General features: G+C 69.8%; 16 protein-coding genes. 6 read left to right on the top strand and 10 right to left on the bottom strand.

Annotation, left to right across the window (positions count from 1 at the left end; all coding sequences use genetic code 11):
* Nucleotides 1-2: 2 nt before the first annotated feature.
* The 3 genes from ND450_RS38360 to ND450_RS38350 form a co-directional block, all read right to left on the bottom strand.
* Nucleotides 3-896 carry an IS982 family transposase gene (locus ND450_RS38360; RefSeq protein WP_253323008.1) on the bottom strand — a complete coding sequence of 298 codons (894 nt, stop codon included), beginning with the start codon at nucleotides 894-896 and terminating at the stop codon, nucleotides 3-5.
* Between the two features lie 62 nt (nucleotides 897-958).
* Nucleotides 959-1,537 carry a Pr6Pr family membrane protein gene (locus ND450_RS38355; protein WP_253323007.1) on the bottom strand — a complete coding sequence of 193 codons (579 nt, stop codon included), beginning with the start codon at nucleotides 1,535-1,537 and terminating at the stop codon, nucleotides 959-961.
* Between the two features lie 23 nt (nucleotides 1,538-1,560).
* Nucleotides 1,561-1,959 carry a DUF2000 domain-containing protein gene (locus ND450_RS38350; RefSeq protein ID WP_253323006.1) on the bottom strand — a complete coding sequence of 133 codons (399 nt, stop codon included), beginning with the start codon at nucleotides 1,957-1,959 and terminating at the stop codon, nucleotides 1,561-1,563.
* A gap of 50 nt (nucleotides 1,960-2,009) precedes the next feature.
* Between ND450_RS38350 and ND450_RS38345 the strand changes: the two genes are divergently transcribed.
* Nucleotides 2,010-2,771, top strand: coding sequence for an AraC family transcriptional regulator (locus ND450_RS38345; RefSeq protein ID WP_253323005.1), 762 nt, complete (start codon nucleotides 2,010-2,012; stop codon nucleotides 2,769-2,771).
* Nucleotides 2,772-2,775: 4 nt separating this feature from the next.
* A complete protein-coding gene (locus ND450_RS38340; protein ID WP_253323004.1) occupies nucleotides 2,776-5,373 on the top strand; it encodes a BTAD domain-containing putative transcriptional regulator in 2,598 nt (865 codons plus the stop codon).
* Here the strand turns inward: ND450_RS38340 and ND450_RS38335 are convergent.
* Genes ND450_RS38335 through ND450_RS38325 form a run of 3 tightly spaced genes read right to left on the bottom strand, consistent with a single transcriptional unit; the run spans nucleotide 5,342 to nucleotide 7,756 of the window.
* Nucleotides 5,342-6,364, bottom strand: coding sequence for an FAD-dependent monooxygenase (locus tag ND450_RS38335; RefSeq protein ID WP_253323003.1), 1,023 nt, complete (start codon nucleotides 6,362-6,364; stop codon nucleotides 5,342-5,344). The two genes, ND450_RS38340 and ND450_RS38335, sit on opposite strands and share 32 nt — an antisense overlap.
* A 35-nt stretch (nucleotides 6,365-6,399) precedes the next feature.
* A complete protein-coding gene (locus ND450_RS38330) occupies nucleotides 6,400-6,996 on the bottom strand; it encodes a DUF305 domain-containing protein (RefSeq protein WP_253323002.1) in 597 nt (198 codons plus the stop codon).
* Nucleotides 6,997-7,000: 4 nt separating this feature from the next.
* Nucleotides 7,001-7,756, bottom strand: coding sequence for a lytic polysaccharide monooxygenase (locus tag ND450_RS38325; RefSeq protein ID WP_253323001.1), 756 nt, complete (start codon nucleotides 7,754-7,756; stop codon nucleotides 7,001-7,003).
* A 282-nt stretch (nucleotides 7,757-8,038) separates the two neighbouring features.
* Between ND450_RS38325 and ND450_RS38320 the strand changes: the two genes are divergently transcribed.
* The 3 genes from ND450_RS38320 (at nucleotide 8,039) to pip (ending at nucleotide 10,136) form a co-directional block, all read left to right on the top strand.
* On the top strand, nucleotides 8,039-8,521 hold the full coding sequence (locus ND450_RS38320) for a hypothetical protein (protein WP_253323000.1): 483 nt from the start codon (nucleotides 8,039-8,041) through the stop codon (nucleotides 8,519-8,521).
* Between the two features lie 81 nt (nucleotides 8,522-8,602).
* Nucleotides 8,603-9,148 (top strand): DUF305 domain-containing protein, encoded by a 546-nt coding sequence (locus tag ND450_RS38315; RefSeq protein ID WP_253322999.1) that lies wholly within the window; start codon nucleotides 8,603-8,605, stop codon nucleotides 9,146-9,148.
* A gap of 40 nt (nucleotides 9,149-9,188) precedes the next feature.
* Nucleotides 9,189-10,136, top strand: a complete 948-nt coding sequence (pip, locus tag ND450_RS38310; protein ID WP_253322998.1) for a prolyl aminopeptidase — start codon at nucleotides 9,189-9,191, stop codon at nucleotides 10,134-10,136.
* A gap of 10 nt (nucleotides 10,137-10,146) precedes the next feature.
* On the opposite strand, the gene ND450_RS38305 is transcribed toward pip, so the two are convergent.
* From ND450_RS38305 to ND450_RS38295, 3 genes are read right to left on the bottom strand one after another with little or no spacing between them, the layout of a single operon-like run.
* Complete coding sequence (locus tag ND450_RS38305; RefSeq protein WP_253322997.1) at nucleotides 10,147-11,691, bottom strand: tannase/feruloyl esterase family alpha/beta hydrolase; 1,545 nt, start codon at nucleotides 11,689-11,691, stop codon at nucleotides 10,147-10,149.
* 47 nt (nucleotides 11,692-11,738) lie between these two features.
* A complete protein-coding gene (locus ND450_RS38300) occupies nucleotides 11,739-13,712 on the bottom strand; it encodes an amino acid transporter (RefSeq protein ID WP_253322996.1) in 1,974 nt (657 codons plus the stop codon).
* Between the two features lie 24 nt (nucleotides 13,713-13,736).
* Complete coding sequence (locus ND450_RS38295; protein WP_253322995.1) at nucleotides 13,737-15,869, bottom strand: diguanylate cyclase; 2,133 nt, start codon at nucleotides 15,867-15,869, stop codon at nucleotides 13,737-13,739.
* A 366-nt stretch (nucleotides 15,870-16,235) separates the two neighbouring features.
* On the opposite strand from ND450_RS38295, the gene ND450_RS38290 reads away from it, so the two are divergent.
* Nucleotides 16,236-18,908 (top strand): BTAD domain-containing putative transcriptional regulator, encoded by a 2,673-nt coding sequence (locus tag ND450_RS38290; protein ID WP_253322994.1) that lies wholly within the window; start codon nucleotides 16,236-16,238, stop codon nucleotides 18,906-18,908.
* A gap of 13 nt (nucleotides 18,909-18,921) precedes the next feature.
* Here the strand turns inward: ND450_RS38290 and ND450_RS38285 are convergent, their stop codons facing one another.
* Nucleotides 18,922-19,776: a M23 family metallopeptidase gene (locus tag ND450_RS38285; RefSeq protein WP_253322993.1), complete on the bottom strand. Its 855-nt coding sequence runs from the start codon at nucleotides 19,774-19,776 to the stop codon at nucleotides 18,922-18,924.
* Nucleotides 19,777-19,788 lie beyond the last annotated feature (12 nt).

The raw sequence follows: 19,788 nt of genomic DNA, 5'->3' as shown, positions 1-19,788 counted from the left end.
GGTTAGTGGTCGTAGGCGGTCAGGGATCGGGTGATGGGCTGGCCGGTGGCGCGGTTGTGCCAGATGGCAGCGATCAGGGCCAGGATGCGTTGGGCGACACGGACTCCGACTCCCTCGATGGTGCGTCCGCCATGTTGTTCGAGGTTGAGCTGGCCTTTGAGTGTGTCGTTGACCGACTCGATGAGTTGCCGGATGGACTTGAGCAGATGTTCGCCGGGATGCGGTGCGTGGTTGCGGTAGGACGGCCTGATCAACCGGACATGGCGGTCTGCCAGGAACCGATCGAGTTCCCGGGAGACGTAGCCTTTGTCGGCGATGATCAGCAGGGCAGGTCGGGTGGCGAGCAGCTGGGGTTCGTGATCGCAGATCGCCATGAGCACCTGCCGCTCGTCGATCTTCGGGTCGGCCAGCGCCCAGGTGACGGGAAGTCCGGCGGGTGTGCAGATCAGGTGCAGGCGCAGGCCCCAGAACCAGCGGGAGTGGGAGCGGCAGTAGCCGTATTTGGCCCAGCCGGCCAGTTCCGAGCGTTTCGCGGTTGGCCGGGAGCGGCCGCATTCGACCGGGGTGGAGTCCACGATCCAGGTGGTGTCGGTCCACAGGTCGGTGTCGGCGGCCAGCCAGCGTGCCACTTGCTTGATCAGCGGTAACGCGGCGCGGAGGCGGCGGTTGTAGCCGGGCTGGCCGGGCAGGTAGGGGAACGCGCCGGGCATGCGGGCGGGCAGGAATCGCAGCCAGCGGGCTTCGGAGGTGAACCCGAGCAGGGCTTGGGCCACGGCGAGGGTGACCAGTTCGGCGTCGGTGAGTTTCGGCGGTCTTCCGATGCGGGTCCTGCCCGCGAGCCGGTCGTCGATCTTGACGTAGAGTGCGGTGAGAAGGGTGTTCAGATCGGTCGTCACAAACTGATCTTGGACACCCTTCGTCCGTCTTCGGCTACCGCCTCGACTTACGCATTACTCGTCTAGCTCTGGGACAACGACGCACTGCGTTTCTGGGCCAATTTGGTGCCTACCCACGACACCCCGAACGCCAGCACGACGAAGACCACCGCGACGAACAGGCAGGTCATCAGCACGCCGCCGTACCCCTGCTGGCGCGGGTCGAGGAACGGGTACGGGTACCAGCCGACGATCGGCCCCCTGACCAGCGAGTACACCAGGTAGGCCAGCGGGAACGCGAGCCAGGTCCACCACCTGCGGGTCCGCTCCGGTGCGAGCAACCACTCCACGACGACGAGGACCGGCACGATGATGTGCAGCACCCAGTTCGCGTACGCCGGCGTCTGCACGTCGATGCCTTGGAGCAGGAACGAGTAGACGAGTCCCGTCGTCGCCATGTAGACCACGGCCGCGCCCCTGATCTGCGCCGACACCGGCCTGAACACGCCCAGCAGCATCACCACCGCCGCGAAGAGGTTCGACAGGATGGTGAAGAAGCTGTAGTGGTTCGCCGGCTGGAACCGATCCCCCAGCACGACCACCAGGTAGATCTCCGCCGAAAGCACCAGCAGGAACACGGCCATCCGGAGCAGCTTGATCACCGGAGCATTAGAACTCGGTTTCGTCAGGGGTGCATCCGGGCGCCCTTGAAGATCTTGTCCACGGCGTTCTTCTGGCCGTGCACGGCCATGCCGACCAGGTCGAGGTCCTGCGTGTGCACCTTGCGGACGGCCGCGCGGTTGTCGGCGTCGTTGCCGGTCGCGAACAGGTCCGCGGTGAAGATCGTCATCGTCTGGTCGCGGTTCAGGGCCCTGCCGTGGGCCTTCTTCAGCAGCTCCGCGTCGCCCTGCAGCACCACCACGGGCTGGCCGAACATCGGCAGGTACTTCACGCCGTCGGCGTCGACGTAGGGCTCGCCCTTGAGCATCTCGGGCAGGCCGCTGACGAGGAAGGCGGTGACGTTCAGCGCCTGCCAGCCGGCCAGGTCGTCCCGCAGCAGCACAGCGATCTTGGTGTCGAACATGGACACCACGATCGCGGGCATCGGCGCGTGCGGTCTTGTACGTTCCTGACATGAGCACGGCCGCGTGGAAGCCCGCGGTGGAAGGCATCAAGGAGGTCTTCCACGCCTCCTTCACCACGCACGTCTACCCGGCGCACACGCACGACGCGTGGACGTTGATGGTGCTCGACACCGGGGCCGTGCGGTACGAACTGGACCGTCACGAGCACGGCGCTCTCGTGGACGGCGTCACGCTGTTGCCACCGCACGTGCCGCACGACGGCCGGTCCGCGCTGCCGACGGGCTTCCGCAAGCGCGTGCTGTACCTCGACGACGCGGCGCTGCCGTCCGACCTGATCGGCAAGGCCGTCGACACGCCGATGCTGCCCGACCCGTTGCTGCGCCAGCGGGTGCACCAGCTGCACCTCGCGCTGGACGACCCGTTCGAGGCGTCGTCACGGCTCGCGCTGATCACCGAACGGCTGGCGCACCACTTCGCCGGCACCACCCCCGTCGTGCACGCGGACCCGACGCTGGCCGACCGGTTGCGGCAGCTGCTGGACGCCTCGCTGCCGGCGGGGATCACCCTGGCCGAGGCCGCCGCGGAGCTGCAGAGCAGTCCCACGCACCTCGTGCGGGCGTTCAGCCGCCGGTTCGGGCTGCCGCCGCACCGGTACCTGACCGGTCGCCGGGTGGACATCGCCCGCGGCCACCTCGTCGGGGGACGGCCTGCGGCGGAGGCCGCGGTGCTGGCCGGGTTCCACGACCAGTCGCACCTCACGCGCCACTTTCGCCGTGTGCTGGGTACGAGTCCTGGTCGCTTCGTACGCTGACACCGTGCACGTCGGCATCCTCGGGCCCGTTGAGGCGCATTCCCCGCAAGGCAAGATCGCGGTGGGTGGGCCGCGGCCGCGCACCCTGCTGGCGTTGCTGGCGCTCCGGGTGGGCGAGATCGTCCCGCTCGACCGGCTGGTCGACGAGCTCTACGGCGCCGAACCGCCGTCGGACGCGGCGAACGCCCTGCAGGGCCAGGTCTCGCGGCTGCGCCGGGCGCTCGGGGACGCGTCGCTGGTCGAGTTCCACCCGGCCGGGTATCGCCTGGTGCTGCCATCGTCCCAAGTGGACACTCACCGGTTCGCCGTGCTGGCGGCGGACGGCCGCAAGGCCTTGGATCAGGGTGATGCGCAGGCGGCGGAATCCCTTTTGTCCGAAGCGATGCGGCTCTGGCGCGGACCGGCGCTCGCCGACGTCCCTCTGGCGGATCACGCGACACGCCTGGAACAGCAACGGACTTCCGCGGCGGGATCGCTCGTCGCCGCGCGGATCCGGCTCGGCAAGGCCGACGTCGCGGAGATCCAGGAGCTGGTGCGGCAGAACCCGTTGGACGAACGGCTGCGCGGCTACCTCGTGCAGGCGCTCAACCAGCAGGGCAGGCAGGCCGAGGCGTTGCAGGCGTTCGAGGACGCCCGCATCCTGCTCGCCGAGGAGCTCGGCACCGACCCGTCCCCCGAACTGCGTGCCGTGCACCTCCAGGTCCTGCGCGGCCAGACCCACCGCGAACCGCCCGCGCAGCTCACGACCTTCGTCGGCAGGCAGGAAGAACTCGCGCGCATCGCCTCGCTGACGTCCCGGCTCGTCACGCTCACCGGCCCCGGTGGTGCGGGCAAGACCCGGCTCGCGCTGCGGGCGGCCGGTCCGGGCGCGGTCTTCGTCGACCTGGCACCGGCCAAGGACGTCGCGGCGGCGACGCTGCAGGCGTTGGGGCTCAAGGAGACCGCGCTGGATCCCGTGGAACGCCTGACGCTGGCGTTGCGCGAACGGTCGGCGTTGCTCGTCCTCGACAACTGCGAGCACCTGGTCGTGCAGGCCGCGCGGCTGGCCGGGCACCTGCTCAGCGCCTGCCCGTCGTTGCGGATCCTCGCCACGAGCCGGGAACCGCTCGGCATCACCGGGGAGACGCTGTGCCCGGTGCCGCCGCTCGACCCCGAGCAGAGCGTCATCCTGTTCACCGACCGCGCCCGTCTCGTCAACCCGTCCTTCGTGCGGGATCAGCACACCGCGGACATCTGCCGGGAGCTCGACGGCCTGCCGCTCGCGATCGAACTGGCCGCCGCCCGCACCCGCACGCTCACCACCGAGGAGATCTCGGACCGGTTGAACGACCGCTTCCGGTTGCTCGCCAAGGGAAACCGCGCCGCCGCACCGCGGCACCAGACGCTGCGCGCCGTCGTGGAGTGGAGCTGGGACCTGTTGTCGCAGGACGAGCGCGACCTGGCCGCGTGCCTCGCGACGTTCGGCGGCGGGGCGACCCTGGAGGCCGTCGAGGAGGTGTGCGGGCACGACGTCGAGGTGCTGGAAGCGTTGGTGGACAAGTCGTTGGTGGAGGCCGCGGACGGCCGCTACCGGATGCTGGAGACCATCCGCGAGTTCTGCTCGGAGCACAAGCGCGTCGACGCCGCCCACGCCGAGTACTTCCACGCGCTCGCTCGTCGTGCGGATCCCGAACTGCGGCGGCGGGACCAGCTCCGCTGGTTCGCCCGCCTGACCGCCGAGCACGCGAACCTGATGCAGGCCGTCGGGTGGGCGGTGCGGCACGACCCGCGCCGGGCGCTGCGGTTCGTGAGCGACCTGTCCTGGTACTGGTACGTGAAGGGCAGCCGCGTCGAGGTCCAGGGCCTGGCGGAGGAACTGCTCTCCGTCGTGGACGAGGAGGTCAGCGAGCAGTACGCGATCCTGCTGGCCCTCGCGGCTCCGGAACGCGTGCACGCCGTGTTGAAGCGGCTGGAAGGGCCGATCACGCAACCGTTCGTGCTCATCGCGTGGGCCATGCTGACCGGCCCGCCGGACCCCGGCGCGCCCCGCACGCCGTTGCAGGACGAGGTCGAGCACAGCGACGACCCGTGGATCCAGGGGCTGATCGCGTTCAGCAACTCCTACACGGGCTGGGCCGCGCGCGGCGACCGCGCCCAGGCGGTCGCACAGTCCCGCGAGGCCCTGCGGCGGTTCCAGGAACTGGGCGAACGGTGGGGTTCGGCCCAGGTCCTCGACGTGCTGGCGACGCTGACCGAGGACCCGGCCGAAGCGCTCGCGCTGACGGACCAGGCCCTGGAGGTCGTCGCCGAGCTGGGCGCTCAGGAGGAGCTCGCCGAGCTCAGAGGCCGGCGTGCGGACCGGTTGCTCGACATCGACGAGGAGCAGGCCGAGCGCGACTACCGGCAGGCGTTGCGGATGGCGACGCGGGCGGGCCTGGCCGCGACCCGCGCGCTCGCCAACGCGGGCCTCGCCCGGATCGCCCACCGCAGAGGCGATGTCACGCGGGCAGAAGAGCTGCTCCGCGAGGCCCAGCAGGAGCTCGGGTTCGGGTGGATGCACGCGGCGGCCAAGCAGCAGGTGGAAGAGGTGTTCACCGAACTGGCGCGTACTCGGGGAGCTTGATCGCGGTCGCCGCCTTCACGTCGAACCGCGCGACCATCGGCATCTTGGGCAGCAGCCCGAACATCCGGTCCCGCACCCACATCCCGAGCCTGGTGCCCGGCGCGAGGAACGGTCCCGGGTTGCCCTGGCAGCCCCGTGCGTACGGGCCGATCAGCGCCTCGTAACGGGCGAACGCGTCCCCGCCCGCCGCCAACTCGCCCGCCAGCACGTAGGCGGAGACGACCGCGAGTCCGGTTCCCATGCCGCCCAGCGTGGAGCCGTAGCCGGCGTCGCCGATCAGCGTGACGCGGCCGGAGCTCACCGAGGGCATCCGGACCTGGCTGATCGAGTCGAAGTAGATCCCCGGCGCCACCAGTTCCTCGGGCATCAGCTCGGGCGGCACGGAGGACTTGTACATCAGCCACCCCGGCGCGCTCAGCACGCCCGGCGAGCACGTCAGGTCGTGGTCGTCGCCCTCGGCGTCCCAGATCGCGAAGTAGTAGCCCTGGAACTTCGGCCGGTACGAAGGGAAGACCAGCCGCCGCACCCCGGACCGCATGCCGTCGGCACCGATCACGAAGTCGAACCGCCGCGGCCGTCCGTGCGTGAACGTCACGTCCACACCGGCACCGTCGTCGTGCAGCGCCGTGATGCTGTCGCCGAACACGTACTCCACGTCGGCGGCGGTCAGGTCGTGCAGCAGGCGGGAGAGGTCACCGCGGAGGATCTCGACGTCCCCCGCGGTGAACGACCCGGGCAGCCGCGCCCGCTCCCGTCCGTCGACACCGCGGAACACCATGTCGCGCGGTGTGGTCCGCGCGGCCAGCACCGCGTCGAGCACGCCCATCCGCCGCAGCACGGACAGGTGGGCCTCGCCGCGGAAGTCCACGGCCTGGCCACCCGCGCGGGGCGACGGCGCGCGTTCGACCACCGTCGCGGTGAAGCCGAAGCGCGTCAACCAGTGGGCCAGTGCGGGCCCGGCGATTCCCGCTCCCGAGATGAGTACGTCCATGCCCGGGATGCAACGCCGGCCCGCTGACCGAACGCCTACGGTCCGCTGATGATCTTCAGCATCTGCTCGATCTGGCCCTGGCGGCTCGTCACCACGCGCTCTGCGTAGGCGGTCGCCTCCGGGTTCTGGCCGTCCTTCTTCTCGGCGAGGGCCATCTCCACGCCCGCGCCCTGGTGCCCGGTCATCAGGTTGAGGAAGTTCATGTCGAACTCCGCGCCGCTCTTCTCCTTGGTCTCGTTGATGACCTTGTCGTCGAGCAGCGGCTGACCGCCGTGCGAGGCGTGCAGGCTCGCGCCGTCACCCTCCGGCTTGTCCCAGAGCTTCAGCCACGACTTGAGCATCGTGAGCTCCTCGCGCTGGGTCACGTCGATCGCGCCCGCGAGGTCCTTCGCCTGCTGGCTGGTCGCCTTCGCCAGCCCCACCTGCGACAGGCTGATGCCGAGCTGCAGGTGGTCCACCATCATCTGCACGAACATCACGTCCGCGTCGTTGAACCTCGCACTGGCACCCGGAACGGGTGGTGCGGCGGAAGACGCGCCGTGGCCGTGGGCTTCCTGGCCCGCCGGCACGACCGCTTCTCCGCCGCACCCCGCCAGCGCCAGGACCGCGACAGCGATCACCAGGCGCTTCATCGGATCAGATCTTCTCCCACAGCGCCGCCACGTTCGGCGGTTCCCAGCCGGTCAGCGAGGTGTGCGCCTGGCGGCAGCGGTAGGTCGAGCCGCCGTAGGTGACGGTCTGGCCGACCGCGTAGGAGGTGTTCGCCGCCCACGTGCCGCCACCGGCGGGCGGAGGCGTCGTGGTGCTGGTCGTCGGATTGGGAGGAGGGGTCGTCGTCGTGGTGGTGGGCGGCGGGGTCGTGCCGCCACCACCACCGCTGATGTTGAGGTCGATGCACGAGTAGAACGCGTTCACCGTGTCGCTGATGTTCCAGATCGCGTAGAGCTTCTGGCGACCGGAGAACCCGCCGAGGTTGATCGTGTGCGTGGTCGGGTTGTTCGGCTGCTGGTTGTTGCCCGAGAAGTAGCCGACGCGCGTGTTCCCGATGAAGTACTCGTAGTCGCGCGTGGCGTGCCGTGCGGTGAAGGTCCAGGTCAGAGACAGGGTCTGGCCGGTGTTGGTGACCTTCCAGGGAAGGCTGTCGTTGTCGAGCGGGGCGAACGCACCGTTGTCACCGCTGCAGTTCTTCTTGCCCTTCACGCCCTCGGCGCTCTGGGGCTCGTACTTCGCCTGGCCGCAGAGGTCGACGGAGATGTCGCCCCGCGCACACTGCGCGGACCGGCTGGCCGGCGACGACACGTAGCCGTGCGCGCTGGCGGAACCGACCGGCGTGATGAGCACGATGGCAGGGACAGCGGCCATCAGGAGGGCCGCTTTGCGCATGATCTTCATTCGTCCGAACTCCTTGGATCGTTCCCAAACGGGGTGACCCGTAGGCAGGGGGCGGGAACCGGGAGCGCATCCGAGCGCTCACCGATCCAGTTTCGGTCAGTGGTCCAGACCATAAACCGGTGTTCGGAAAGCGGTCAAGCGATCACCGGCCGGGAACGGGAAAGTTGTTCTCTGCCAACAAGTCCACGTGCGCGAGTGGTCTTGTCATCCGCCATTCGGGCCACAGGTTCGGACCAATCAGCCCACTGGTGCAAACGCGCTGTGACTGGGTAACCCGGTGACATGCGCGAATTCGACGAGCCCAGCAGGGCTGCCGGTCCCGGTGTCGTCGCCGACGGACCCGTGGGCAACCCCACGGTGCTCGTGATCGATCCAGCCGGCGAAGCCCTGCACGACGCGATTCCCGCCACGTGGCGGGACCTCACGGACCGGTTGCGGATCGTGTGGCTGCGCGTCCCCGCGGCGCCGGGCTGGCAGTCCACAGTGGACGCGGTGCTGACCAGGCACCGCGACGACGTCCAGCCCGTGCTCGACGTCGTCACCAGCGGCCCGATCGCGGCGGACGTGGTCGACCTGGTGCGCCGGCACGAGAGCCTGGTCCGCTCGGTGCTGCTGGTGGACCCCGAGGTGGACGTCGACGACGACTTCGTCAGGGTGGTCGTGCGCAGCCACGACGCGGCGGACGACCGCATCCCGCCACCCCTGCCGCTGGGCCACCCCGACGTCGTCTTCGGCGTGGTCGAGGAGCTCAATCGGCTGGGATGAAACTTAGGCTCGGAAACTTTCGCTGAACCGGACAGATCGGCCACCCGTATCCCTCGTCAGGGAACCGAGACGGGAGGCTTCATGCGAGCGCGTCTGCTCATCATCGTGCTAGGGCTGCTTGCGCTGGCGGGTTGTTCATCGGTCGGCGGTGGCGGCGGCTCGGGTGAGCCGGCGGCCAACGAGGCGGACGCGACGTTCTCGTTGCAGATGATCCCCCACCACCGCCAGACGATCCAGATCGCCAAGGCGGCGATCGAGAAGTCCAAGGACGAGTTCGTGATCAACGTGGCGGAGAAGATCGCCACCGCCGAAGCGGGCGAGATCGAGCAGATGTCCACCTACCTGCGCAGCTGGAACATCCAGGTGCCGGGCGACGACGCCAACGCCACGCACAAGATGGCGGGCATGATGACCGTCAAGGACGTCGAGGCGCTCAAGGCCGCCACCGGCAAGCAGTACGACGACCTGTTCCTCGCCACCCTCTCCCGCCACCTCCGCAGCGGCGTGGACATGGCGAAGAACGCGCAGGCCAAGGGCGAGCACATCGGCTCGAAGGCGTTGGCCGGCAAGATCGTCGTGTCGCAGACCGAAGTGCTGGACCAGATCGCCGCCAAGCAGAAGTCCTGACGCCCCAGCGGAACGTGTCCGGGCGAATACGCTCGCCCGCATGTACCCACAGGTGGAGCCCTACGCCCAGGGCGTGCTCGACGTAGGCGACGGCCAGCGGATCCATTGGGAGGCCAGCGGCAACCCGTCCGGCAAACCTGCCTGCGTCTTCCACGGCGGCCCCGGCTCCGGTTCCAGCCCTAGGTGGCGCGAGGACTTCGACCCCGACCACTGGAACCTGGTCCTCTGGGACCAGCGCGGAGCCGGCCGGAGCACCCCGTCGGCCGCGGACCCGGCCACGGACATGAAACACAACACCACCCAGCACCTGATCGACGATGCCGAGAAGCTCCGCGAGCACCTCGGCATCGACAGGTGGTTGCTGATCGGCGGTTCCTGGGGCTCGACCCTCGTCCTCGCCTACGCCATCCAGCACCCCGACCGGGTCAGCGAGATCATCATCCCGGCGGTGACGACGAGCCGTCCGGAAGAGCACGCGTGGATCACCCGCGGCCTCGGCCTCTTCTACCCCGACCACTTCGACGCGTTCGTCGAAGGCGTCCCGGAGGAGGACCGCGACGGCAACCTGGCGCTGGCCTACAACAAGCTCCTCGAATCTCCGGATCCCGCGACGCGCGAGAAGGCCGCGTGGGACTGGAGCAAGTGGGACCTGTCCACGATCACGGGCGGCGACAACGACTTCGCGGGCACGAGGTACGAGGACCCGGAGACGCGCTACCGGCTCGCCCGGACCGTCAGCCACTACTGGGGCAACGAGGCGTTCCTCGATCCCGAGCACATCTTCGACAACCTCCACAGGCTCAAGGGCATCCCCGGCGTCCTCATCCACGGCCGCAACGACTTCGGCGGGCCGCTGCGCACCGCGTGGGAGGTGGCGAAGAGGTGGCCCGACGCCGAACTGGTCATCCTGAACGACGCCGGCCACGTCATCATGGAGGGCAACAGCATGGACAGGGCCATCACCGCCGCCGTCGAGAAGTTCCGCTAGTGCCGCGGCGCTAGGGAGCCACAGGTCCGGACTTGTAGAGGTCCTCGCCCGCCCAGCGGATCCGGTCGCGGAACCCGAACCCCGGTGCGGCCACGAAGTTCGCGGCGTCGTCGATGGAGCCCGAGCCGTCGTACATCGCCCGCAACGGGTACGGGAACACCGGGCGGGTGCGCACCACGTTGCCGTCACCGTCCCGGCCCTCGGCGATGACCCGGTCCGGCGCCCGCCCGCCCTCGACCCACGACACGAGCGCGCGGAACGGGTCGAAGTTCGTCAACCCGTCACCGCCCTCGCAGTGCCACATCGACGGCACGACGAAGAGCTTGGCCCAGTCGGCGTTCCTGCCGCCGGTGAGGCGCTGCCAGTAGTCGAGCGTGCCCTCGAACGGGATGCCCTGATCCCCCGCGCCGTGCCAGAGGATCAGCTTGCCGCCGGCGCGCCGGAACTCGCGCAGGTCCAGCGAGAGCGAGTTCGCCTTCACCGTTTCGGGCACCAGCTCGCGGAACCCGCGGACCGTGAACTCGAACGCCTCCAGCGACGAGTGCGGCGCGCCGATCGGATAGACGAGGTGCTTCAACGCGTTGTCCGCCAGCTCCGGCGCGATGCCGCGGCCCAGCCCGGGAGTCGGGTTCAGCCAGAACGTCCAGGAGATCTCCGACCCGTACGGCTGGCCGCCGGGGTACAGGCGTATCCCCTGGTCGGACGGCCCGGCGTACAGGCGGCGGACGCGGGCGACCTCGTCCTCCGTCAGCCGGCCGGACAGCGTTCCCGGGTCGAACCGGCACAGGCGCGGGTCGTCGATCTGGCCGTCGACCAGGCCGTCGAGGCCGTCGCACGCGGCCATCACGGCGTTGTGCAGCAGGAAGATCTTGTCGTTCGGGATGGTGTTGCGCGCGATCCACGCCTGGTAGCCGATCAGCGCGGTGTAGTACGCGCCCGGCGCGGCGGCGATGACGCCGTCGAAGTCGCGCGGGTAGCGCTGGGCCAGCAGCAGGCCTTCGCGGCCGCCGTTGGAGCAGCCGTTGAAGTACGACTTCACCGGCGCCTTGCCGTAGAACGCCTTGATGATGTGCTTGGACACCTTCGACAACGCGTGCGGCGCGCGGAAGAAGTAGTCGTCGCGGGCCTTCTGGCCGGACGCGGCCCACGTCGTGTCGAACGGGTTCTCCGGCGACACCTGGTGCCCGTCGTCGGTCGCCGCCACCGCCGCGTCACCGAACGCGGGACCGCAGCCGGACGGGAAGTCCGGGTCGTCGATGATCCCGCAGAACCCGCCGCAGCCGTACTGGAGGTAGCGACCCTGGTAGCCGCGCATCGGCAGCTTCAACTGGAACCCGACGGCCGGCTCGATCGTGCCGCGCACGTCGCAGAACTCCGTGGAACCGGCCACGACCTCGGCCGACGTCACCCGCGTACGGGCGTCCGGCACGTCGAACGAGCGCACCAGATCTGCGCAGGAACGCACCGGTCGTGTTCCCGGAGCGGCCACGGCGGGAGCGGTCCCCGCCGCCACCGTCCCCAGAACGAGCAGAGATACCAACACCTTGCGGAACATTCGAGCGTCCTTCCCCCTTAGTCGGACGTACGGGGGAAGTGTTCCAGCTAACCCACGTGCACGCGTGGGCGTCGGGTCGGATCCTCTTCAGCCGAGCGGATGATCTCCCGTACGACTGGAGGCGTATCACCGCGGCCGAGGATCAGGTAGCGGAACAGGTGCCCCAGCGGGTTGCCTTCCGACCACTCGAAGTGCGCGTGCGGGATCACGCCGGTCGAGTCGCGCAACGCCAGCAGGATCGCCGCGATCGCGTTGGGGGCGGCGGGAGCGGACGCGCGCAGCACGCGGTGGCCGTCCACCTCGACGCCGCGCACGCACAGCACGTGGCTGAACGCCGACGGGTCGACGATGTCGATCTCCAGGAAGATCACGTCGGCCGTGCCCGGCACCGGGTTCATGCCGCGCTGCTCGGTCTCCTTCTCGTCGTACTCCGCCTTGTCGCCCGCCTGGCGGCGGTTCGCGATCAACGTGATCCTCCCGTCGTTCGCGATCGTGTCGGTGACGAACCTCCGCGCGTTCTCATCGAACTTGATCTTGTCGACGCGCAGCTCGGTCGTGCGGGAGACGCGCGACACCAGGGAGATCACGACGATGCCGAGGATGAAGCCGAACGAGATGGTGATGCCGTCCGGCTTCTCGATCACGTTCTCCACCAGCGCGTACAGCAGCACCAGCGTCAGCACGGTGAAGCCGGTCGTCGCGCCGCGCTGCCTCTTGCGCCACGCCGAGACCGTCACCGCGAACGAGCCGGAGACCATCATCGCCAGGATGCCGGTCGCGTAGGCACCGGCCTGCGCGTTGACGTCGGCGTTGAAGATGATCGTGATGATGATGCAGATGACCGTGTAGACGATCACGACGGGACGGACCGCACGTCCCCATTCCGGTGCCATGCCGTACGAGGGCAGGTACCGCGGCACGATGTTGATCAGGCCGGCCATCGCCGACGCGCCGGCGAACCACAGGATCAGGATGCTGCTGATGTCGTAGACCGTGCCGAACGCCTCACCGAGCAGCTCGTGCGCGAGGTACGCGAGCGCCCGGCCGTTCGCGGGACCGCCTGCCTCGAACTTCTCCTGCGGCACCAGCACGGTGCTGATGAACGACGTGGCGACCAGGTACACCGACATGATCAGCGCGGCGGTCGTCAGCAGCTTGCGCGTGTTGCGCACCCGGCTCTCGAGGCGTTCCTCCGGCGTCTTCCCCGAGGCCTCGACGAGCGGCATCATGCTCACGCCGGTCTCGAAGCCGGACAACCCGAGCACCAGCAAGGGGAACGCCAGGACCGCGGGTCCGACCACGCCGAAGAACCCGTCGCCGTGCGCCCCCAGCGCCGACACCCAGCGATCAAGGGCGTCCGGCGTCGCGAAGACGTCCACGAGGCCCACCACGACCACGACGGCGTTCAGGGTGAGGAACACCGCCACCAACGGGATCGCGACGCCCACGGCCTCGCTGAAGCCCATCAGGAACACGCCGCCGAGGACCAGCAGCAGCACGATCGTCAGCCACAGCTCGGTGCCGTGCAGCGCCTCCGGCACGTACGGGTTCTCCAGCGCGTGCACCGAGGCGTCGGCGGCGGACAGCGTGATCGTGATGATCCACGACGTCGCCACGAACCCCAGCAGCACCAGCACGAAGATCTTGCCGCGCCAGAACGGCAGCAGGTTCTCGAGCATCGCCACGGACCCCTGGCCGTTCGGGCTCTCCTTCGCCACCCGGCGGTACATCGGCAGCATGCCGAGCAGCGTCAGGGCCACGATGAGCAACGTCGCCAGCGGGGACAGCGCGCCGGCGGCCAGCGCGGCGATGCCGGGCAGGTACGACAGGGTCGAGAAGTAGTCGACGCCCGTGAGCGTCATGACCTTCCACCACGCGTGCGGCTTGGCGTGCGACTCGTGACTCTCCGGGCCCGAGGGCGCCACCCGGTCCGCGAGCAACCACCTGCCCAGCGGTCCGCCGGGGGGTGCCGGGCGTTCCGGGCTCGGGACCTCGGCGGGGATGGCGTACTCCGTGCTCATGGCGCGAAGCATGGCACGGCCGGATCACTGGGGTCGGAAGTCCGCCGGGAAACCCGCTTCCTGAATGGACAAACCGGACGGGCGCAACATTCCGATGCTGCCCTGCGCGTGCAGGTCGAGGAACATGTCCACAACGTCCGGATCGAACTGTTCGCCCCGCCCTGCCCAGAGTTCTCGCCGGGCGCGGTTCTCGTCCAGTGCGGTCTGATGTGGACGGTTCGACCGCATCGCGGCCCACGCCACGCACACGGACAGGATCCTCGCCTCGGAGCGGATGTCCGCGCCGCGCAGCCCGTCCGGGTACCCGGCGCCGTCGTAGCGCTCGTGCTGCTGCCTGATCACGTGCGCCACGCCCGCGAAACCCGGCACCATCCGGGCGAGCCGGTAGCCGAAATCGGGGTGCTGGCGCAACAACCGCCACTCCTCCTCGGACAGCGCACCGGGTTTGGTCAGCACGACCTCGGGGATGATGACCTTGCCGATGTCGTGCAGGCGCCCGGCCAGCTGGGTGATCCTGATCGTGGGCGCGTCGAGCCCGAACTCCCCCGCCGCCACACCGGCCCAGCGCGACACCGAACGGCTGTGGTCGTAGCGGTGCAGCCACCCGTCCACCCGGTCGGCCACCTGGCAGAGGAACTCCGCCATCGCGCCGTCGGTGTCCGGGTCGACCGCGGGCAGCGGCTCCGGGCCGACCGCGATCCTGTTGCGCCCGGCCGCTTTCGCCGCGTACAGCGCGCGGTCCGCGATCACCACGATGTCGTCGGGGCCGTCGCCGTGCGTCGGGAAGCTCGCCGAGCCCACCGACACCGTGACGGACAGCGGGATGTCGTCGTTGCCCGCGTTGACCGGGATCGGCTTCTCCGCCACGCGTTCGCGCAGCCGGTTCGCGATCACCGACAGGCGGCCGGGGCCCGCGTCCGGCACGAGCAGCGCGAACTCCTCGCCGCCGTACCGGGCGAGCACCTCACCGGAGCGCGACGCGGCGCGCAGCCGTGCCGCGACCTCCATCAGCACGTCGTCGCCCGCGGGGTGGCCGTAGTTGTCGTTGATCGACTTGAAGCGGTCGACGTCGATGATGAACACCGCCACCGACCCGTCGCTGCGCCTCGCGCGCGAGATCTCCAAGGGCAGCTGGGCCTCGAAGAACCGCCGGGTGTGCAGGCCGGTGAGACTGTCGGTGATCGCGAGCTTGCGCTGGTCCGCGACGAGCCCCGCGAGCCGCGCGATGATCAGCAGCGACAGCAGCGCGCTGCCCCCGGCGATCACCAGGACGTCCTGCGACGACTGGCCCACGTCGTGCACCAGCATCAGCACCGGGGCGGCGAGCGCGGCCGAGCACAGCGCGATGATCCGGCCGCGGCTCAGGCCGACGTCCTTGACGTGCGCGCGGTCGACGAGGCGCGCCATCGTCGGGTGCAGCGCCGCCGCGCCCATGCACAGGTTCGCCGACAGCCAGATGGCGTCGAGGAAGTTGCCCGCGTGGTAGCTGCCGTCGAGGCGTTGCAGCACGTAGATCGTGTCCGCCGTCAGGATGCCCAGCAGGTTGCACGTCAGCAGGACGAACGCGCGCGGGCGGGGACCCGCCCCGAAGATCAGCCGCAGCGCCACCACGAACAGCGCCAGGTCCATCATCGGGAAACCGAGCGACGCGATCTTGGCGAGGACCGGCGAGGTGAGCCGCGCCTGCGGGCCTATCACGTAGAGCCAGGACGCCATGCCCGCGACGACGGCGAGCACCGCGGCGTCGAGCAGGCTCGGCAGGTCGAGACCCGGCGTGCGGCGGCGGATCAGCAGGATCACGCCCGCGACCATCAACGGGTAATGGCCCAGGTAGAAGATGTCCGCGTAGGACGGGTAATCCTTGTGGTCGAAGATGTAGTGCGATGCGTAGAACGTGAGGTCGGCGATCGCGTAAACGACCTGACTGAGTGCGAGGAACACCCATGGCCGCCTCCATTGGGGGCGGTTGCGCTTGACACCGGCGAATGTCGCGATCGCCGCCGACGCGCTGATCGTGCAGTAGAGCACCACGCGCACGGTTTGGCCTGTCGTCCCCGCGGGGCTGACCGGAATCAGGTAGTAGACGCCCAGCAGCAGGTGACCCGCCACCAGGTACATCCACCACGCTCCGGTGCTGCCGGCACGGAAGACGGTCACACGAGACCCCTCGTTCTACGACTGTGGTCGAGCCAGGTGATGATGCCCGACTTGGGATGATCGCGGCACCGTCGTTACTCCAATGAGGTGACCCACCATTACTGACGTTACCGCAAATCCCGGTTCTGTTTTCCACCGCTGCGGCGACGTTGATCTCCCGTGTCGCCGATCCGTGCCGGCGGTGCTCCCCGAACGATTTTGGCACGACTTTTCGCTGCTCGACGGTGATTCGCCCACCTGGCGTGCCGGACAATTCCGATCCGCCGGTCGGTAAGCGGCATCCGTGCGACCTTCGTCGTTGACAGTTGCTGGTTCACAACTTCTCGCGGGCGGTGCACGCGGTGATCAACGGACTATCGTGAGGCCGTGGACGGCGTTCGGTTCGGGGTGCTTGGGCCGCTGCTCGTCACGCACGAGGGGCGGGCCGTCCGGGTTCCCGCAGGCCAGCCGCGCCAGGTGCTCGTGCTGCTGCTCCTGCACGCCGGTCAGGCCGTCAGCGTCGACCACCTCATGTCGGTCCTGTGGGACGGTGATCCGCCCGCCAGCGCGCGCAAGGCCGTGCAGGTGCACGTCTCGCAGCTCAGGAGGGCTCTCAGGGGCCTTCCCGGGGTGTCGCTCGAGTGGTCGGGGCACGGCTACCGGCTCGACGTCCCCGACCGGTCGCTCGACCTCCAGCTCTTCCGCGAGGCGCGGGACCCCGACGAGGCGCTCGGGCACTGGCGCGGACCGGCGCTCGCCGAGCTGACGACGAACACCCAGCTCGCGCACCAGCTGGAGGAGGAACGCCTCGCGGCGATCGAGAGGCGTGCCGAGAAGGCCGTCGCGGACGGCCGGCACCACGAGGTCATCGGCGAACTGACCGGGTACGTCACCGAACACCCGACCAGGGAGCGGCTGCGGGGCGCGCTGATGGTGGCGCTGCACCGCAGCGGGCGGCAGGCGGACGCGCTGCGGACGTACGACGAGGGCCGCCGGCGGCTGGCGGAGGAGCTCGGGCTCGACCCCGGCCAGGAGCTGCGGGACCTGCACGCCGCGATCCTGCGGGGCGAGGTCCCCGCCGTGCCGCGCGAGCTGCCCGCGAGACCCGACCCGTTCGTCGGGCGCCGGGCGGAGATCGCGCTGATCAGCGGGGCTTCCGAGAGCGTGATCGCCGTGCACGGACCCGGTGGGCAGGGCAAGAGCGCGCTCGCCACCGCCGCCGCGCACGAGATGGCGGAACTCTTCCCGGACGGACAGCTGTACGTGGACCTGCACGGCGCCACGCCGGGTCGTTCGCCGCTGTCCCCCGCCGAGGTGATCAGGCGGTTCCTGCGCGCGCTCGGCACGCCGCCGCTGGCCGTTCCGACCGACGTCTCCGAGGCCGCCGCGCTCTACCGGTCGACGCTCGCGAGGCGGAAGGTGCTGGTGCTGCTGGACAACGCGGTGGACGCGGCGCAGGTCGGCCCGCTGCTGCCCGGTGAACCCGGCTCCACCGTGCTGATCACCAGCCGCCGGATGCTCGCGACGCTGAGCGCCCGGCACGTGCGGCTCGACCCGCTGCCCGAGGCCGACGCGCTGCGGTTGCTGGGCGACGACGGCGAGGCGGCCCGCGAGGTCGCGCGGGCGTGCGACCACCTGCCGCTGGCGCTGACGATCGCGGCGGCGCGACTGCGCTCGCGGCCGGACTGGACGACGGCGACGCTCGCCCGGCGGCTCGCGGACCGGCGGCACCGGCTGGACGAGCTGGACTTCGACGACCTCGGCGTCCGGTCGAGCTTCCAGCTGGGCTTCGAGGGGCTGGGGGCCGCCTCGACGCGGGCGTTCACGCTGGTGTGCAGCCTGAACGTGCCTTCGGTCAGCGAGCCCGTGGTGCGCGCGTTGCTCGGGCAGGAGGACGTGGACCGCGCGCTGGACCCGTTGGTGGACGCGAAGCTCGTGGAGCCGTGCGGCCCGGAGCGGTACCGCGTGCACGACCTGCTGCGGCTCTTCGGCGCCGAGCAGGTGACCGACGAGAGGCAGGAAGCACTCTCGCGCGCGCTCACGCACTACCGCTCGACGCTAGCCGCGGCGCTGAAAGCGTTGCGACCGCACGCTTACGGCGCGCTCACCTACTCCGCCGCCGGGCAGGCCGTCGACGAGCCGCTGCGATGGCTGACCGACGAGGCCGAGAACCTGTTGGCGGCGGCGCGTTCCACCGTGGCCGACCCGGCGCTGGCCGAACAAGGCCTCGCGATCGCGCACATGCTCTACCCGCACCTGTTCAAGCAGGACAGGGTCGCGGACCTGGTGGAACTGGGGCAGATCGCGGACCAGGCGGCGCGCACGACCGGGACGTCGGCCGCGGTGCAGACCGCGCTCCTGGTGCAGTCGGCGGCCAACCGCCGGATCGGCTCGTTCGACACCGCGCGCAGGCAGCTGGAGGAAGTGCTCGAAGCGCGCGCCGACGACCCGTTCGGGCAGGGGCGCGCGCTCGCCGGCATCGGGACGATCCAGCGCGAGCTCGGCGAACTGGAGCAGGCCGCCGCGACCCTGACGCGGGCGGTCGAACTCATGTCGGAGCACGGACCCGCTGGTGCGCAACGGGTTCCGTTGTCCGCGCTGGCGCAGGTGCACCAGGTCGCCGGGCGGTACGAGGAGGCGCTCGACGCGGCATCGGAGAGTCTCGCGCTCGCCCGTGAACACGGGGACGAGGCCGGGACGGCGTATGCGCTGGCGTCGCAGGGCCAGGCGCTGTTCAAGCTCGGCCGGCTGGACGAGGCCGAGGCGGCGTTGGGCGAGTGCATCGCGCTGTGCCGGGTGACGGGCGAGCACAACGACGAGTGGCAGGCGTTGCTGTGCCGCGCGAAGGTGTTGCTGGCAGCGGGAAAGCCCTCACCGGCCACGGAGGACGCGCAGCGCTGCCTGGAGATCACGAACGCCCGCGGCGACCGCTACGGCGAGGGCGTGGCGCACCTCGTGCTCGCCGAGGCGGGCCTGGAAACGCACGCGGACCGGGCGGCCGAACTGCTTGGCACACCCGGTCTGCGCAGGGACAACCTGTTGGACGGTCTGATCGGCTAGCTCAGCGCCAGGATCAGCCGCAGTGCTCGAAACCGCTGGTGTAGCTGGAGGAACCGACCATGCCGCCCCACTTGACGCACTTGCCGGGAGCCTTCTTCTTCACGGGACCGGCGTAGTAGCCGTACTCGTCGCGGTCGGTCGTGCGGGCCTCGCCCTGGACCTCGAGGAACGCGCCGACGTCGGAGGCCGTGCCGATCTTGGTGGTCTTGATCGCGACGACGCAGTTGTAGCCGTTGGAGGCGTTGTACAGCAGGGAGACGCGGGCACCGGTGACGTTGGCGCCGTCGATCACCTTGTAGCCGTCGCCGCAGGCCTCTTCGGGGGTGTACGGGTTGGTGGTGCCACCGCCGCCGCACTTGTTGTTCGACTTGTAGTTCTTGGTGCCGTAGTACAGGATCGTCGTCCCGGAGAACTTGATCTTCTGCGGGGTGCCGTTCAGCAGCTGCTCGAAGTGCAGGTGCGCACCGGTCGAACCGCCGGTGTTGCCGACGTTGCCGATGGTCTGGCCCTGCGAGACGCTCTGGCCGACCGACACCTTCTGCGCGGAGAGGTGGGCGTAGCGCGTGGTCCAGCCGCTGCCGTGGTCGATCTCGATCCAGCGGCCGTAGCTCGTGCTGCCCTCGTTGCGGACCTTGCTGACCGTGCCGGACGCGGACGCGACGACCGCGTCACCCTCGTCCGCGCTGCGGTTGAGGTCGATCGCGAGCTGCGGGCTGTGGTTGGTCCTGGTCTGCCCCGACCACGTCTGCCCGCACGGGAACGGCAGCTCGAAGTTGGTGGCGGCGCTGGCCTGCGGGCCGCCGAGCACCAGCACGCCCAGTCCGATCGCGAGTCCGGCGACCCCCGAGACCACTCTCTTGAAGTTCATGGTTTTCCCCTC

The organism is Lentzea sp. HUAS12, assembly GCF_024125735.1.
Classification (GTDB): Bacteria; Actinomycetota; Actinomycetes; order Mycobacteriales; family Pseudonocardiaceae; genus Lentzea; species Lentzea albida.
The sequence above is the reverse complement of the archived record's forward strand: the minus strand, read 5'-3'. Positions and strand labels throughout refer to the sequence as shown.

Coding starts and splice junctions, on each gene's coding strand:
- ND450_RS38305 (WP_253322997.1), bottom strand. CDS start 11,691: ATGTTCCGCAAGGTGTTGGTATCTCTGCTCGTTCTGGGGACGGTGGCG.
- ND450_RS38345 (WP_253323005.1), top strand. CDS start 2,010: ATGAGCACGGCCGCGTGGAAGCCCGCGGTGGAAGGCATCAAGGAGGTC.
- pip (WP_253322998.1), top strand. CDS start 9,189: ATGTACCCACAGGTGGAGCCCTACGCCCAGGGCGTGCTCGACGTAGGC.
- ND450_RS38325 (WP_253323001.1), bottom strand. CDS start 7,756: ATGAAGATCATGCGCAAAGCGGCCCTCCTGATGGCCGCTGTCCCTGCC.
- ND450_RS38315 (WP_253322999.1), top strand. CDS start 8,603: ATGCGAGCGCGTCTGCTCATCATCGTGCTAGGGCTGCTTGCGCTGGCG.
- ND450_RS38320 (WP_253323000.1), top strand. CDS start 8,039: ATGCGCGAATTCGACGAGCCCAGCAGGGCTGCCGGTCCCGGTGTCGTC.
- ND450_RS38285 (WP_253322993.1), bottom strand. CDS start 19,776: ATGAACTTCAAGAGAGTGGTCTCGGGGGTCGCCGGACTCGCGATCGGA.
- ND450_RS38330 (WP_253323002.1), bottom strand. CDS start 6,996: ATGAAGCGCCTGGTGATCGCTGTCGCGGTCCTGGCGCTGGCGGGGTGC.
- ND450_RS38300 (WP_253322996.1), bottom strand. CDS start 13,712: ATGAGCACGGAGTACGCCATCCCCGCCGAGGTCCCGAGCCCGGAACGC.
- ND450_RS38335 (WP_253323003.1), bottom strand. CDS start 6,364: ATGGACGTACTCATCTCGGGAGCGGGAATCGCCGGGCCCGCACTGGCC.
- ND450_RS38350 (WP_253323006.1), bottom strand. CDS start 1,959: ATGTTCGACACCAAGATCGCTGTGCTGCTGCGGGACGACCTGGCCGGC.